General features: G+C 67.3%; 12 protein-coding genes. 7 read left to right on the plus strand and 5 right to left on the minus strand.

Features of this window, described 5'->3' with window-relative positions; all coding sequences use genetic code 11:
- Nucleotides 1–408, plus strand: coding sequence for a DUF2237 family protein (locus tag BST12_RS17240; RefSeq protein ID WP_083114345.1), 408 nt, complete (start codon nt 1–3; stop codon nt 406–408).
- Here the strand turns inward: BST12_RS17240 and BST12_RS17245 are convergent.
- The 3 genes from BST12_RS17245 to BST12_RS17255 all read right to left on the minus strand — a co-directional run bounded on the left by BST12_RS17245 (nt 405) and on the right by BST12_RS17255 (nt 6,458).
- Nucleotides 405–1,730, minus strand: coding sequence for a M1 family metallopeptidase (locus BST12_RS17245; protein WP_083114346.1), 1,326 nt, complete (start codon nt 1,728–1,730; stop codon nt 405–407). The genes BST12_RS17240 and BST12_RS17245 overlap by 4 nt on opposite strands.
- The gene (locus BST12_RS17250) at nt 1,727–5,626 is read right to left on the minus strand and encodes a Pls/PosA family non-ribosomal peptide synthetase (RefSeq protein ID WP_083114347.1); all 3,900 of its coding nucleotides are present in this window, start codon (nt 5,624–5,626) and stop codon (nt 1,727–1,729) included. The genes BST12_RS17245 and BST12_RS17250 overlap by 4 nt, the downstream gene beginning before the upstream one ends.
- A 187-nt stretch (nt 5,627–5,813) precedes the next feature.
- Nucleotides 5,814–6,458: a GntR family transcriptional regulator gene (locus tag BST12_RS17255; protein WP_083114348.1), complete on the minus strand. Its 645-nt coding sequence runs from the start codon at nt 6,456–6,458 to the stop codon at nt 5,814–5,816.
- Nucleotides 6,459–6,525: 67 nt separating this feature from the next.
- On the opposite strand from BST12_RS17255, the gene BST12_RS17260 reads away from it, so the two are divergent.
- Genes BST12_RS17260 through BST12_RS17270 form a run of 3 tightly spaced genes read left to right on the plus strand, consistent with a single transcriptional unit; the run spans nt 6,526 to nt 10,029 of the window.
- Complete coding sequence (locus tag BST12_RS17260; protein ID WP_083114349.1) at nt 6,526–7,917, plus strand: LLM class flavin-dependent oxidoreductase; 1,392 nt, start codon at nt 6,526–6,528, stop codon at nt 7,915–7,917.
- Nucleotides 7,910–9,094 (plus strand): CaiB/BaiF CoA transferase family protein, encoded by a 1,185-nt coding sequence (locus BST12_RS17265; protein WP_083114350.1) that lies wholly within the window; start codon nt 7,910–7,912, stop codon nt 9,092–9,094. Before BST12_RS17260 ends, BST12_RS17265 begins: the two co-directional genes overlap by 8 nt.
- 14 nt (nt 9,095–9,108) lie before the next feature.
- Nucleotides 9,109–10,029: an HpcH/HpaI aldolase/citrate lyase family protein gene (locus tag BST12_RS17270; RefSeq protein ID WP_083114385.1), complete on the plus strand. Its 921-nt coding sequence runs from the start codon at nt 9,109–9,111 to the stop codon at nt 10,027–10,029.
- Here BST12_RS17270 and BST12_RS17275 read toward each other — a convergent pair.
- Nucleotides 10,004–10,894 carry a PfkB family carbohydrate kinase gene (locus tag BST12_RS17275; RefSeq protein ID WP_083114351.1) on the minus strand — a complete coding sequence of 297 codons (891 nt, stop codon included), beginning with the start codon at nt 10,892–10,894 and terminating at the stop codon, nt 10,004–10,006. The two genes, BST12_RS17270 and BST12_RS17275, sit on opposite strands and share 26 nt — an antisense overlap.
- Before the next feature lie 160 nt (nt 10,895–11,054).
- Between BST12_RS17275 and BST12_RS17280 the strand changes: the two genes are divergently transcribed.
- On the plus strand, nt 11,055–12,041 hold the full coding sequence (locus BST12_RS17280) for a D-2-hydroxyacid dehydrogenase family protein (RefSeq protein ID WP_083114386.1): 987 nt from the start codon (nt 11,055–11,057) through the stop codon (nt 12,039–12,041).
- A gap of 22 nt (nt 12,042–12,063) precedes the next feature.
- Here the strand turns inward: BST12_RS17280 and BST12_RS17285 are convergent, their stop codons facing one another.
- A complete protein-coding gene (locus BST12_RS17285; RefSeq protein ID WP_083114352.1) occupies nt 12,064–13,140 on the minus strand; it encodes an NAD(P)H-dependent amine dehydrogenase family protein in 1,077 nt (358 codons plus the stop codon).
- A gap of 105 nt (nt 13,141–13,245) precedes the next feature.
- Here BST12_RS17285 and BST12_RS17290 point away from each other — a divergent pair, with 105 nt between their 5' ends.
- Both BST12_RS17290 and BST12_RS17295 read left to right on the plus strand, forming a co-directional pair.
- The gene (locus BST12_RS17290) at nt 13,246–13,665 is read left to right on the plus strand and encodes a hypothetical protein (protein ID WP_083114353.1); all 420 of its coding nucleotides are present in this window, start codon (nt 13,246–13,248) and stop codon (nt 13,663–13,665) included.
- 124 nt (nt 13,666–13,789) lie between these two features.
- Nucleotides 13,790–15,283 (plus strand): flavin-containing monooxygenase, encoded by a 1,494-nt coding sequence (locus BST12_RS17295; protein ID WP_083114354.1) that lies wholly within the window; start codon nt 13,790–13,792, stop codon nt 15,281–15,283.
- Nucleotides 15,284–15,294: the final 11 nt, after the last annotated feature.

A 15,294-nucleotide genomic window follows, 5' to 3' on the forward strand; every position in this document is an offset into this window, starting at 1 on the left:
ATGTCTGATCGCCGGCCTGATCGCAATGTGCTGGGCGGCCCGCTGGAGCCGTGCGGTACCGAGCCAATGACTGGCTTCTACCGCGACGGCTGCTGTTCCACCGGGCCGGAAGACGTCGGTTGGCACACGATCTGTGCGGTGGTGACCGCCGAATTCTTGGAGCACCAGCGCTCGATCGGCAACGATCTGTCGACGCCGGTGCCCGAGTACCGATTCCCGGGGTTGCTGCCGGGAGATCGCTGGTGCGTCACCGCCGTGAACTGGCTGCGGGCCCACGACGACGGTTGCGCCGCCCCGGTGGTGCTGGCCTCCACCCACGAGCGAACCCTTGAAGTGATTCCGCTCGAGGTGCTGCAGGAGCACTCCGTCGACGTGCCCGACGATTTGGCGAATTTGGAGCAGCCCTAGGGCAATTCCGTCGAGTACAGCCACGCGTCCCACAACGGGCGCAGCGACTGGTCGCAGTAGGTAGCCGCCAGCGCGGTGAAGTCCTCGGTAACGACGGTGCCGTACCGGTACCGGGCGGTCCATTCCTTGAGCAGCGCGAAGAAATTCTCGTCACCCAGGCGCCCGCGCAGGGTGTGCAGGGTCAACGCGCCGCGCTTGTACACCCGGTCGTCGAACATGTTGCGCGGCCCGGGATCGGCCAGCACCAGGTCTTGGGGCTTGTCGCGCAGCTCTTCGTGATGGAAGCCGGCGAGCTCGTCGGCGCTGGGGCCGCCGCCGTGCTCGGACCACAACCACTCCGCGTAACACGCGAAGCCCTCATGCAGCCAGATGTCGCGCCATCGCCGCGCGGTCAGTGAATTGCCGAACCACTGGTGCGCCAGCTCGTGTGCGATCAGTCGCTCGCTGTCCCCGGTGCCGTCGCAGTGGTTGCATCCGAATATCGAAATCCCTTGGGCCTCAAGCGGTATGTCCAGCGGGTCGTCGGTCACCACGACCGTGTACCCGTTGGCCAGCGGGTAGGGCCCGAACCGGTCGACGAAGAATTCCATCATCTGCGGCTGGCGGGCGAAGTCGTGGTCGAACTCGTCGCGCAGCCGCTCCGGCAGCGCGGCTTGCATCTGCACCGGCGTCTCGTCCAGCCGCGCCAGCTCGTACCTGCCGATCTGGAGGGTGACCAGGTATGTCGACGTCGGTTCGGGTTGTTCGTAGGTCCACACGATTTGCGAAGCCCGGGCCCGCCGCGACACCAACCTGCCATTGGCCACTACCCGGTAACCGCTTTCGGTGCTGACCTGGATGCGGAATGCGGCCTTGGCGCTGGGGTGGTCGTCGCAGGGAAACCAGGATGCGGCGCCGTTGGGCTGTCCGGCGACCAGAGCGCCGTCGGTTAGTTCCTCGAAGCCCACGTCGCCCCATAACGTCCGCAGCGGCCGTGGCGCGCCGCTGTAGCGCACCACGATCGTCAAGGCCGCGCCGGTCGGCAGTTTGGCTTCCAGCCGAACACGTAATTTGCCTGCGCGCGAGGAGAATTGGGCCGGCCGCCTACCGTTCACCGACACCTTGGCGACACTGAGCGCCGCGGACAGGTCGAGGGTGAATTGCTGCAACTCGGTGAGCGTGACGGCGGTGATGGTCGCCGTCCCCGACAACCGGTTGCTGGCGACCTTGTACTCCAGATCCAACTCGTAACGCGACACCCGGTAGCCGAAGTTGCCGTTCTTCGGCAGGTACGGGTCGATCACCTGGGGGACGGCGGGGGCTTTCTTGGCCGAACCTTTCATGCGGCGGTCTCCTGGACGCCTTCGGCCGGCTTCTTATTGGCGGCTTTCTTGCGCCTGGCGTCCCACGGCCTGATCGGGTTGCCCTGCCAGCGCGTCGACGGCGGCACCTCGTCGCCGCGTACCACCAGTGACGCGGGGCCAACGGCCGCTCCGGCGCCCAGCCGGGCCGCCGGCAGCGCGACGCAATGCGGCCCCAGGGTCGCGCCCGGCTCCAGCACCACACGGTCCATCCGCATGATCCGGTCGTGGAACAGGTGTGTCTGCACCACGCAGCCGCGGTTGACGGTGCTGCCGGCGCCGAGCTCGACCAGGTCCGCTTCGGGCAGCCAGTAGGTCTCGCACCAGGCACCAGAGCCGACGCGCGCCCCCAGCCCCCGTAGCCACATATTCATCACCGGCGTTCCGCTGGCCGCGCGGGCAAACCACGGCGCCGCAACGGTTTCCACGAACGTGTCGGCCAGCTCGTTGCGCCAGACGAACGACGACCACAGCGGAAATTCGCTCGTCTTGATCCGCCCGACCAGTAGCCATTTTGCGGCGACGGTGATGGCGCCGGCGACGGCACCGGCGGCCAGCAGTACCAGTCCGCCGCCCAGCGCCGCCCACCAGATGCCGAAAATCCCGGCTATCGCCTGCAACGCACCGGCCACCGCCAGGCCGATCGCCGTCGTCACGAAGACCGGCACCAGCCGGCAGGTCTCCACCGCGGCCCGCATGATTCGCAACCGCAGCGGCGGGTCATAGGTGGTCTGGGTGTCGGTCTCGGTGGGCCGCCGCCGCAGCCGCATCGGCGGGCTGCCCAGCCACGACGATCCGCGCTTAGCCTTGGGCGGCGTCGCCGACAAGACCGCGACCAGCCCGTCGTCCGGAACGCGGCGCCCGGGCTGGGTGATCCCAGAGTTGCCGAGGAATGCGCGCCGGCCCACAGTGGTCTCGGCCGCGTAGATCCAGCCGCCGCCCAGCTCGTAGGAGGCGACCATGGTGTCGTCGGCCAGGAAGGCGCCGTCCTCGACGACGGTGAACTTGGGGATGAGCAACACCGTGGAGATCTCGGTGCCCCGGCCCACGCGGGCGCCGAGAATGCGCAGCCACAGCGGTGTCAGCAGGCCGGCATACAGCGGGAACAGATAGTTGCGTGCGGCGTCCATCAGCCGTTCGGTGGTCCACAGCTGCCAGCCGGCGCGGCTGCGCACCGGGTGGTAGCCCTCGCGCAGGCCGATGGACAGTAGCCGCACGGCGAGAACCGTGAGCAACCCGTACACCGCCAGCGCGGCCAGCGCCGCCACCGGCGACCAGGCCAGCGCGGGCAGTACTGCCTGCGACAGCCGGCGGGTGTGGCGCACGGCCACCGCGATCACCGCGAGACCGCCGGCCACGGCGAGCAGCGGCAGGCCGGCCAGCAACAGCGACGTCAACCCGTAGCCGGCGACCCAGTGTGATCTGCGGGCCGGCCGCTCGTCGGGCCAGGGGTGCCGGGCCTTTCCGGACTTCACCGCCGGCGAGCCCTTCCAGTATTGGCCGTTCTTGATCTTGTCGAGCACGCCCGAGCCGGGCGCCACGTCGGCGTTCTTGCCGACGACCGCCCCGGGCAGCAGCGTGGTCCGCGCGCCGATGGTCGCGTCGTTGCCGATCGTGATCGTGCCGAGGTGGAACACGTCTCCGTCGATCCAGTGCCCGCACAGGTCCACCTCGGGTTCGATGGCGCTGCGCGCCCCGACCGCGAGGAACCCGGTGACCGGCGGAATCGAATGCAGGTCAACGCCTTTGCCGATGTCGGCGCCCAGCGCCCGGGCGTAGTACACCAGCCACGGCGCCCCGGCCAGGTTCTCGGCGCCGCTGGCGGCGGCCAGCCGCTCGGTGAACCACACCCGCAGGTGCACCGAGCCGCCCCGCGGGTAGCTGCCCGGCTGTAACTTGCGCAGCAGGATGCGCGCGAAGAGCACCGCGATGCCCATCCGGCCCAGCGGCGTCACGAACACGACGAACGCCACCGCAATGACCCACCAGTTGACCGCCACGGTCCAGGGCACCAGATGGAAGGCGCGGGCGACGTTGTTGAGCAGCGCCAGCCAGGTCAGCCACGGCAACGCCGCCAGCGTCGCCAGGGGCACCGCCAGCATGGTTTGGGCCAGCTGGGTCAGTCGTGGAGTCGGACGCACTACCCGCTCGGTGACCTGCGGGGGCGGCTCGAGCTCGTCGAGAAACCCGGCCAGCGAGCCCAGCCGCGGATGGTCATAGAGATCGGCGACGGTGATCTGCGGGTATTGGTGCCGCAGCGTGGCGACGAGTTGGGCGGCGGCCAGCGAGCCGCCGCCGAGCGCGAAGAAGTCCGCCTCCGGGCCCGCCACGGCGGCGCCCAGTAGGTCGCGCCACATCTCGGCCAGCCGGCCCGCGGTCCCGGCCAGTTCGGGTGCTTCCTCTATATCTGCGCTGCCCGGCGGTGGCCACGGCAGCGCATCCCGGTCGACCTTGCCCGACGTGCGGGTGGGCAGCTCGTCGATGTGGACCAGACGCGGGACCATCGCCGCGGGCAGGTGCCGGGCCAGCTCAGCACGCGCTGCGGCGATGTCGAACGACGGATCCGCGCTGACCACGTAACCGACCAATACCGTTGTGCCAGAACTGGTTTGACGAACGGCTGCGGCACCGCCGCTGACGCCGGGCAGATTCATCAGCGCCGAGTCGACCTCGCCCAGCTCGATGCGCCGGCCGCCGACCTTGACCTGGTCGTCGGCGCGTCCGCAGAAGTAAAGCCCGTCGTGTTCCAGCCGCACCAGGTCGCCGCTGCGGTAGGCGCGCGTCCAGCCCAGCGTCGGCAGCGCGGCGTATTTCTCGGCGTCTTTGTCCTCGTCCAGATAGCGGGCCAGCCCGACGCCGCCGATCACCAGCTCGCCGGTGTCGCCGGGGTTGACCGGGTGCCCGTCGGCGTCGACGACGGCCAGGTCCCATCCGGTCAGCGGCAGTCCGATGCTGATCGGTCCGGCGCCGTCGAGTTTGGCGGCGCAGGCGACCACGGTTGCTTCGGTGGGGCCGTAGGTGTTCCACACCTCGCGACCTTCCACGGCGAGCCGTTCGGCCAGCTCCGGCGGGCACGCCTCGCCGCCGAAGATCAACAGCCGCACGGCTTCCAGTGCTTCGGCGGGCCACAGCGCGGCCAGCGACGGCACCGTGGACACCACGGTCACGTCGCGGGTGACCAGCCATGGGCCCAGGTCCATGCCGCTGCGGACCAGCGATCGCGGCGCGGGAACCAGGCATGCGCCGTGCCGCCACGCCAGCCACATCTCCTCACAGGATGCGTCGAAGGCTACCGACAACCCGGCCAGCACCCGGTCGCCGGGGCCAATTGGGTTGTCCCGCAAGAACATTTGCGCCTCGGCGTCGACGAACGCGGCGGCGCTGCGATGCGTGACAGCGACACCCTTGGGCGTCCCGGTCGATCCCGAGGTGAAGATGATCCACGCGTCGTCGCGGGTTTGCGGGTTTCCGGCCCGCCAGCCGCGCGACGAGCCGGGGCCGCGCTCGATTCCCGCTTCGGTGATCACGGCGACCACATTGGCCTCGCCGAACACCAATTCGGCCCGCTCGTCGGGATCGTCGGCGTCGACCGGAACGTATGCCGCGCCGGTGGCAAGTGCGGCCAGGATGGCGACATAGAGCGAATAGCTCCCGGAGGGCATGCGGATGCCGAGCCGGTCGCCGCGTCCCACCCCCCGGGCGGCCAGCCAGCCCACGCTGTCCTCGATGTCGGAGATCAGCTCGCTGTAGGTGAGCTGGACTTCGCCGTCGTCGATGGCCGCGGCGTCCGGATAGCTTGCAGCGGTGTCATAAAGGATGTCGATGAGCGTGCGCGGCTTGGGTGCCTCGCTTGACAGCAGGTACTGCGCCGGAATCACCCAATATTTCTACGCGAGATTGCCGCACTCGTGGATGTCGACAGGCCCCGGGCCGCCTTGGTGCTATCGCATGCGATATCGCATTTGAAACGGTATGTATGGTCCGAACCGGCGCCTTCCCGGGCATGACTCCTTTTCAAGAGCGATATCGCGGGCGATATCAGCCCCGCGCCATCTCCGCTAAGCGCTACCGCCGTTCCAGCCACTCGGCCAGGAAGCGCCCGGCGTCGAGAACATGGCGTTCGGCGACCGCGCGGGCCCGTTCGGCGTCCTTGGCGCCGAACGCGTCCAGCAACTCCTCGTGCTCGTCGAGCGAATGCTTCTCGTGGTCGGGAAAGACGGTGAGGAAGTTGGTGGGGACCACCCGGGCGGCTTGCTTGATCTGGGTCAGCAGCCGCGGGGAGTGGGCGGCGCGGTGGATGCGCTGATGGAAGAGCCAGTTCGCCTCGCCGATGCTGTCGTCCCCGGACCGGGCGACGACGTCGGCCGCGAGTTCACGCAGCGTGGCCAGCTCGTCGGGCTCGATACGCTCGGCCGCCCAGGCGGCGGCCTGCCCGGTGAGCACGCCGAGAATGGTGAAGCTGTCCAGCACGTCGGACGGGCTGATGCCGATGACGGTGATGCCGCTGCGCGGCGCGACTTTGACCAAGCCTTCGAAGGACAGCTCCAGTAATGCCTCGCGGACCGGGGTGCGGCTGGTGGCGAACTCTTCGGTGATGGCGTCGAGGTCGATGCGGGACCCGGCCGGCAGGGCGCCGGTGAGGATGCGGTCCCGGAGTTCGCGGGCGGCGCGCTCGCGCACGGTCCCGGAGATGTCGATCGCTGCTGCCACGGCCGCAGCATATCAAACAGATGACCTTACATTTGAAATCTGAAATATCAGATGTTAGTTTCGGGATATGTCTCAGCGGCGAAACGACAAGATGTCCCTGGTGGCGTTCATGCAGGCGGGCAGCACCTCGGTGTACGCGGGCTCGTGGCGGCACCCCGCCACCGAGCACGGTTATCTGGACGCCTCCTACTACGCGAAGATCGGTCGCCAGCTGGAAGAGGGCTGCTTCGACCTGATGTTCTTCGACGACCGGTTGGCCATGCCGGGCGTCTACGGCGGATCGGTGGCCGAGGCGGTGTTCCACGGCGCCCGTCCCGTCAAGCTGGACCTGGGGCTGGTGCTGGGGGTGCTGGCGCAGGCCACGTCGAAGATCGGACTCGGCGCCACGTACTCGACGACGTATTACGCCCCGTTCCACGTGGCCCGAACCTTCGCCACGCTGGACCACCTGTCCCGGGGGCGGGCCGCCTGGAACGTGGTCACCTCCGTCAACGACAGCGAGGCGCAGAACTTCGGCGTCAAGGCCCACCTGGGGCATGACGAACGCTACGACCGCGCCGACGAATTCATGGACGTGGTGACCGGACTCTGGGACACCTGGGAGGACGAGGCGGTCCTGCACGACCGGGCCTCCGGTCAATACGCGGACCCGGCCAAGGTGCACGAGCTGGGGCACGAAGGCCGGTACTTCTCCGCGCGCGGACCGCTGACGGTGCCGCGCACTCCGCAGGGCCGGCCGGTGATCATTCAAGCCGGCTCGTCCGGCCGCGGGCGCGAATTCGCTTCGCGCTGGGCCGAGTTGATCTTCACCGGCGATCCGGGTCTGGACGTCGCGCGCAACCACTACGCTGACCAGAAGACCCGCATCGGTGAAGCCGGCCGTGATCCCGGCTCGGTGCGGATCTGTCCGATGGCCTATGCGGTAGTGGGGGAGTCCGAGGCGCACGCCAAGGAACGCGAGGCCATGTTCCTCGACGACCTGGTGCATCCGATGGCGTCGCTGACGCTGTTGTCGGAGTTGATGAATTATGACTTCGCCCAACACAATCTGGACGATCCGGTGACCGACGACCTGATTGCGTCGGTCTCGGGCATCCGCGGACTTGTGCAGAACCTGCGCGCCCATATCGGTGGGGACAGCATCACCCTGCGCGACCTGGCCGGCCACCGGGCCACCCTATTGCAGGGTCCAAGATTCGTCGGCACCGGCGCGCAGGTCGCCGACCAGATGGCCGACTGGTTCGAAGGTGGAGCCTGCGACGGATTCGTCTTGGCCGCAACGCATTTGCCAGGCGCATTCGAGGATGTGGTGCGCATGGTGGTGCCGGAACTACAACGCCGCGGGTTGTTCCGCACCGAGTACGAATCGTCGACGTTGCGGGGACACCTTGGGCTGCAAAGGCCTTCGAGGCCTTCGAGGCCTTCGAACGTGCGGGAGCGCGTTGGTGCGGATGCTTGACGGCCTGCGGGTGCTCGACCTCGCCACCTTGGCGGCGGCTCCGTTGGTGGCGACGTATCTCGGCGAGTTCGGCGCCGACGTGATCAAGGTCGAAGAACCCCAATACGGCGACCCGATCCGCGGCTGGGGCAACCAGCGTGACGGCATCGGCTTGATGTGGAAGTCGATCTCGCGCAATAAGCGATCGGTGACCCTGGACCTGCGGCGTGCCGAAGGCCAGGAACTGGCACGCGGGCTGGTGCGCCACGCCGACGTCGCCATCTTCAATACCCGGCCGCAGACGTTGCGCGGCTGGGGCCTGGACTACGAAAGCCTGCGCGCGGTAAACGAGCGAATCGTGGTGCTGCACATCACCGGATACGGGTTGACCGGGCCTAAGAGTGAGCGCCCGGGCTTCGGCACGCTCGGCGAAGCGATGAGCGGCTTCGCCCACATCACCGGGCAGGCCGGCGGGCCACCGACGCTGCCGCCGTTCATGCTCGCCGACGGGGTCGCGTCGTTGAATGCCGCGTATGCGGTGATGATGGCGCTGTATCACCGCGACGTGCACGGCGGCCCGGGACAGCTGATCGACGTCAACCTCATCGACCCGCTGGCGCGCCTGCTGGAGCAGACGCTGTTGGGTTACGACCAATTGGGCCTGGTGCCCGAGCGATCCGGCAATAGGTGGGACATCTCGGCGCCGCGCAACACCTATCGCACGTCGGATGGCCGGTGGCTGGCCATGTCCGGTAGTTCGCCGGCACTGGCGTTGCGGGTGTTCAAGGCGATCGGCCGAGCCGACCTGCTCACCGACGCCGACTTCTCCGACCCGCAACGGCGTCTGGCCCGGGCGATCGAGGTCGACACTGTCGTTGCGGATTGGGTTGCCGGCAAAACACTTTCGGAGGCCATGGCGGTCTTCGAAGCGCACGAGGTCGCGGCCGCCCCGGTGTATGACATCAGCGATCTGTTGGCCGACGAGCAGCTGGCCCATCGCGGGGTGTTCGTGTCGGTCGCCGACGAACAGCTCGGGCCGATGACGGTACAGGCCCCGGTGCCGCGATTCTCCTGTGCGGATGGGACGGTAGGACATCTGGGTCCGCGCCTGGGTGAACACAACGCGCAGGTGTACGGCGAGCTACTCGGGTTGACCGTCGACGATATCGACGACCTACGCGCCCGCGGCGTGGTGTGAGGAAAGGATTGGCGGTGACAGACCTGTTGCGTCGCTCCGAGCTGGCCGTACCCGCAAGCAATGACAACATGTTCGACAAGGCCGCGGCGTGCGGGGCCGATCTGGTGTTCCTTGACCTCGAAGACGCGGTACCCGTGGCGTTCAAAGCGGAATCGCGTGCCAAGGCGATCGCCGCCCTCAACGACATCGACTGGGGCACAACGGCTCGCGCGGTGCGCATCAACGGCCTGGACACCCAATGGTGTCACGATGATCTCATCGAGGTGGTGACCAAGGCCGGGGCGAACCTCGACACGGTTATCATCCCGAAGGCCCGTACCGCGCGCGATGTCTGGTGGGTCGACGTGTTGCTCACTCAGCTGGAGTCAAAGTTAGGGCTGGACGACCCTATTCGGCTTGAAGTCCTGATCGAAGAAGTCGAGGGCCTGGCCAATGCCGAGGCGATCGCGGTGGCCAGCCCCCGGCTGGATGCCCTGATCTTCGGGGTGGGCGACTTCTCCCTGTCCCAGGGCGCCCGGGTGGACACCAACTTCGTTCCGCTGGGCGAATATCCCGGCGACTTCTGGCATTACGCGCGCAACAAGGTCATCGTCGCCGCGCGGATCGCGGGCATCGACGCAATCGATGCGCCCTATCCCGACTACCGCGATCTGGCCGGATACGAGCGCGACGCCAGGCGGGCGTCGTTGCTCGGCTACACCGGCAAGTGGGCGATCCACCCCTCCCAGGTTCCCGTCGCCAACGAGGTATACGCGCCGACTGCCGACGAAATCGCCTTGGCGCAGCGCAATCTCGCTGCCTACCGTGAGGCGGAGGCCAAGGGACGTGGCGCGGTCGGTGTCGACGGTGTGCTGGTCGACGCCGCGCATGTGAAGATGGCGCAGGAAACGCTGGCCCGGGCGGCGTTGATCAACGCCGGCGACTCAGCTCGCTGAGATCGGGCCGACCGCCGAGGTGCTGCACCGTGCAGCTGGCCGCCGCAGCCGCGCACTCACCCGCCTGCTCCGGCTGCGCGCCCGTGCGCAGCGCGGCGATGAGCCCGGCCACGAATGCGTCGCCGGCACCCGTTCGATCGACCACGTCCACGTCGGCGAATTCGAACAGGCGGCTGCCCCCGTTCCACACCAGTAAGTCGCCTACGTCCGGGATGGCGAGCGCGACCATCCGAGGTCCATCCGCCAGTATCCGATCGCCCAACTCCTTCGCCGCTTCCATGCTGGCGACGTCGTGCCCGGCGATCAGGGCGGCCTCCGCGGCGTCGGCGCGCAGCACATCGACCAGCGCAAGAAGCGCGGCTTGGCTGCGCTGTTCTGGTGCGCCATCGGCCACTACGAGCGCACCAGATCGCTTTGCCCGCCGCGCCGCGTCCAGGACGGTAGCGGCCGGTTGCTGCAGCTGGATCGAGACGGTGTCCGCGCGGTCGAACAACGCAGCCGATCGGCCCACGTCGGCCACCTGAACCAGGGACGGCTCCGGAATAGCTTCCAGCAGAATACGATTCGGCGGCGGACCGATGACGTCGATCAATAGCGCGGTAGTACCGCGGCGCACTACCCCCTCGATGTCGATGCCATCCTGTGCGGCTTGCCCCAATATCGATGCCCCGACGGCGTCGTCACCCACCACGCCGATCAACGCGACCGGCGCTCCGAGCTGGGCCAGGCCCACAGCTTGGTTAGCCCCCTTGCCGCCCAGGCATTCCTGTCGCTGCAGCACGGTACTGGACGAACCCGCCGTCGGCGCACCGTCGGTCCGCAATACCAGGTCGCGCCCGATCTGACCGATGACCACCACACCCATTACCGGCCGCGATACCCATTTTGATTGCGCGTAAACGCGTCTCAAAGCGCCGACGGCGGTAACCCCGGAACGGACCACACGTCAAGATGCCGTCGCACCCTGAGATCGGCTAGCGTGGCCCAATGCGGTCGGGACCACGATGACTGCCATGGGAGAGCGCATGCCCCGGGTGGCGATACTCGACGACTATGCCGGGATGGCCCTGGACCTCGCTGATTGGTCGGCGGTACAGAGCAGCGCAGAGGTGACGGTTTTCGACCACCACCTCTCCGAAGCCGAGGCCGCGGACCTGCTGCGGCCGTTCGACGTACTGTGCACCATGCGCGAACGGATGGCGTTTCCGCGCAGCCTGATTGAGCAATTGCCGGTTCTCAAGCTGATCACCATCGTCGGCAGGAACCTGCCCAACCTGGATATGGCCGCCGCGACCGAGCAGCGCGTCCTGGTCGCTCACACGAATTTCGCCCACCCGCGATTCCGGTCCATCGGTGACGCGACACCGGAATTCGCCTGGGGACTGTTGATTGCGACGGTGCGCAATCTCGCCGCGGAGCACGAGCGTATGCGTGCGGGGGGTTGGCAGGCTAGCGCCGGAATGACGCTGTCCGGCAAGACACTTGGGCTCCTCGGCCTGGGCAGGGTCGGCAGCCGCATGGCCGAGTACGCCAAAGTGTTTGGTATGGAGGTCATTGCGTGGAGCCAGAACCTCACCCCGGCGGCCGCCGCGGCCGCCGGTGTCCGCCGGGTGGAGAAGGCGGCGCTCTTCGAAGAAGCCGACGTGGTCTCCGTTCACCTGGTGCTCTCCGAGCGCACGCGAGGTCTGGTGGGCGCGCCTGAGTTGGCCCTGATGAAGCCGCACGCATATCTGATCAACACGTCGCGCGGTCCGATCGTCGACGAGGCCGCGCTGATCACCGCGCTGCGGAGCGGGAGCATCGCCGGAGCCGGCTTGGATGTGTTCGACGTCGAACCGCCGCCGCCGGATCATCCGCTGCGGTCGCTGCCGAACGTGACGTTGAGCCCCCATCTGGGATATGTCACCCGCGAGATGCTGGGCGCCTTCTACGCCGACACCGTGGAAGCAGTGACGGCCTGGCTGGACGGCGAGCCCGTCCGGATCGCCAATCCCGAGGCGCTACCGCACTAGGAGGCCCGCAGCCGCCCACTTGTCAGCGCGCCAGCCCCGGCGCCGGGCGTCCGGCGAACAGCGGCAGGTCTAGGTAAGTCTTGATGCCCGGCTCGGCGGCACAGACGTCGGGAATGGCATTGACGCAGTGATTGGCCGTCGCCACCACACCCGGATTGCGGTGCAGCCCTTCGGCGATCGACGGCGGCTGCAAACCCTTGAAGGTGAGGCTCACGGTGGGATCACCGGTGATCTCGACCTCGAACCGTTCGCCCCGACCACCGAAATTCCAGGCCGGCTCCAGGTTGGCTTCGCCCATCAGCCAGTTGACCGCCGCGGTGATGACCGGCTCGCCGTCGGCCAGGGCTTGCCAGCGGAACCGGCGCGCGGCAACGGTTCCCGCGGTGATTGGGAATGGGTCGTAGTCGATGTCGGCGGTTGCCACCGCGATGTCCTGACTGGTTCTGATGTTGGGTTCGATGCGAAAACCCATGTGGTCGGCGATCATTCGCACCGACATCTTGAATCCCGATTCGAGCAGGGTTGCCATGGGTCCCTGCATGGCTTCCTCCGGGGTGCCGCCGAACCCCATGATGTGCCGCACCACGTCGGGGGCGTTGTAGGTCCGGATGTCGGAGAACTCCTCGGCGCGCACGTGCGTGATTGCCGACGACAGCGACGACACCATGAGCGGGAAGCGTTCGGTGATGCCGCCGGGGTGGATGCCCGAGCCGTGCAGGGTCACCCCACCCTCGACTGCCGCGTCGGCGATCGCCTTGACCGCAGGGTTGCTCAGGTCCGGATACACCCAGCCGACCGGGGTGACCACATTCTTCCCGGACCGCAGAATAGCCACGACTTCTTCGTCTTTGGGGACGAGCGGGCTGTACACCACGCAATCGGCATCCAGCGCCAGCGCCTCGTCGGCGCTGGTGCTCGCGGTGACACCGAGCGGCGCGGCGCCGATGATCCGGCCGACGTCGACGCCGTGCTTGTCGGCGCTGTGCACCCAGCAGCCGGCCAGCTCCAGCAGCGGGTGATCGAGCACGCATTCGATCGCGGCCTTGCCCACACCCCCCGTCGCCCATTGGATGACACGAAGCTTGCCAGGATTACCCATCGTGACCTCCCTGCTTGCCTAGCGCGAGCGTAACGCCACCGCGAAAAACAAACGCAAATCTCGCAGTGGCGTTACGCTCGCGAAAAGACGGGAAGGGGAGGCACCGTGTATCGAACAATCATCACCGCGCTGGCGGTCGTCTTTGTCGGTGCTTGGCTAGGGGTCCCGCAGGCCGCCGCCGACAACCCGGTCTGCACATCGACCTGGTGTTCCTTCCTGGCTCCCTCGCACAACCTGGGTTGCGAGATCAACTATCACCGCGGCAGTGGCATAGGCGATGAAACGTATTGTCAGACCGACTCGCCGCCGCAGTCGGTGCGCATGGCCACCGACGGATCGTTCAAGACCTGCACGGGCGAGACCTGTCTGGGCAATGCGGGCCAAGGCACTCCGACCCTGGCCTACGGCATGACCGCCGGGCTCGGCCCGTTCAACTGCCGGTCGGAATCCAGCGGGGTCACCTGTACCGTCACCGGAGGCCGCGGCTTCACCATCTCCACCGCGGGTGTCACACCGGTCGGCTAGCGCTGTCCTCAACTGTCAAAAATTTGTCCTCTGCTGTCAAGACGACTGAGCGGGTGCTGCGGCACTGTGGGTAGTACCGCCCCGGACAGAGGAGTTCGGGGGAGAACCCGAACAGGACGAACCCATGAACTCCAGCAGCATCGAACACGTCGACGTGTTGATCGTTGGTGCCGGCATCTCGGGCATCGGCGCTGCCCACTACCTACAGACCATGCAGCCCGCCAAGTCATTTGCGATCGTTGAGGCGCGCGACGACATCGGCGGCACCTGGGACCTGTTCCGGTATCCGGGAATTCGCTCGGACTCCGATCTGCACACGTTCAGCTACGAGTTCAAGGCGTGGGAGGACGACAAGGCGATCGCCAGCGCCGAAGCCATCATGTCCTACCTGCGCGAGACGGTCGCCCAGGACGGCATCAGGAAGGTAATCCGGTTCGGGCACAAGGTGATCGCAGCGGCGTGGCACACCCAAGACGCCCGGTGGTTGGTCGTGATCGAGCGTAACGACACCGGCGAGCGCCTGTCCATGAGCTGCGGATGGTTCTTCTGCGCCAGCGGCTACTACCGCTACGACGAAGGTTTCACTCCGGAATTCCCTGGCCGCGAACGGTTTACCGGCCAGGTCGTGCACCCGCAGCACTGGCCCGAGGATCTGGACTACCGCGGTAAGCGGGTGGTGGTAATCGGTAGCGGCGCGACCGCGGTCACGCTGGTGCCCGCCATGGCCGAGACCGCCGGGCATGTCACCATGCTGCAGCGCTCGCCGACCTACATCGTGCCGGTGCCGTCGGAGGACCGCATCGCCAACGCCCTGCCCAAGCTGGTCGGCCGCGACCGGGCTTTTGCGCTCACCCGCCGCAAGAACATCCTCAAACAACGAGTGGTCTGGCGGTTGTGCCAGCAGTATCCCGGGGCCGCACGCCGGCTGATCCGCCACCTCAATGCCAAGCAGTTGCCCGCCGGTTATCCGGTCGACGAGCACTTCCGGCCCGCCTACAACCCGTGGGATCAGCGCCTGTGCGCCGTGCCGGATGCCGATATGTTCCGGGCCATCCGCGACGGCCGGGCATCGGTGGTCACCGACCGGATCGACACCTTCACCGAAACGGGCATCCGGTTGCAATCGGGGGAGGAACTGGAAGCCGACATCATCGTCACCGCAACGGGTCTGAACCTGCTGGCCTTCGGCGGCATCCAATTCTCCGTCGACGGAGTTGCGGTCAAAGTCTCGGAAAAGGTTGCCTTCAAAGGATTTCTGCTCAGCGATGTGCCCAACTTCGCGTACGTGTTCGGCTACACCAACTCGTCATGGACGCTGAAGGTCGGCCTGGTGTGCGAACACTTCTGCCGGCTGTTGGCGCACATGGACGCCCACGGCCACACCATCTGCTACCCGCAACCGCCCGAATCGATGCCCACCCGGCCGCTACTGGAAATCACCTCCGGTTATGCCAGGCGAGCCGCCGGCCAATTGCCGCACCAGGGGACCGAAGGGCCTTGGCGCACCTGCATGGACTACCGAACGGATCGAAAGATGTTGCGCGACGGGCCGGTCGACGACGACCACCTGCGCTTCACCAACTCGGCTGATGAACCCGCGCCGGCGCTGGCCGGGTAGCACCGGCTAAC

Origin of the sequence: Mycobacterium angelicum (assembly GCF_002086155.1) — a bacterium.
Classification (GTDB): Bacteria; Actinomycetota; Actinomycetes; order Mycobacteriales; family Mycobacteriaceae; genus Mycobacterium; species Mycobacterium angelicum.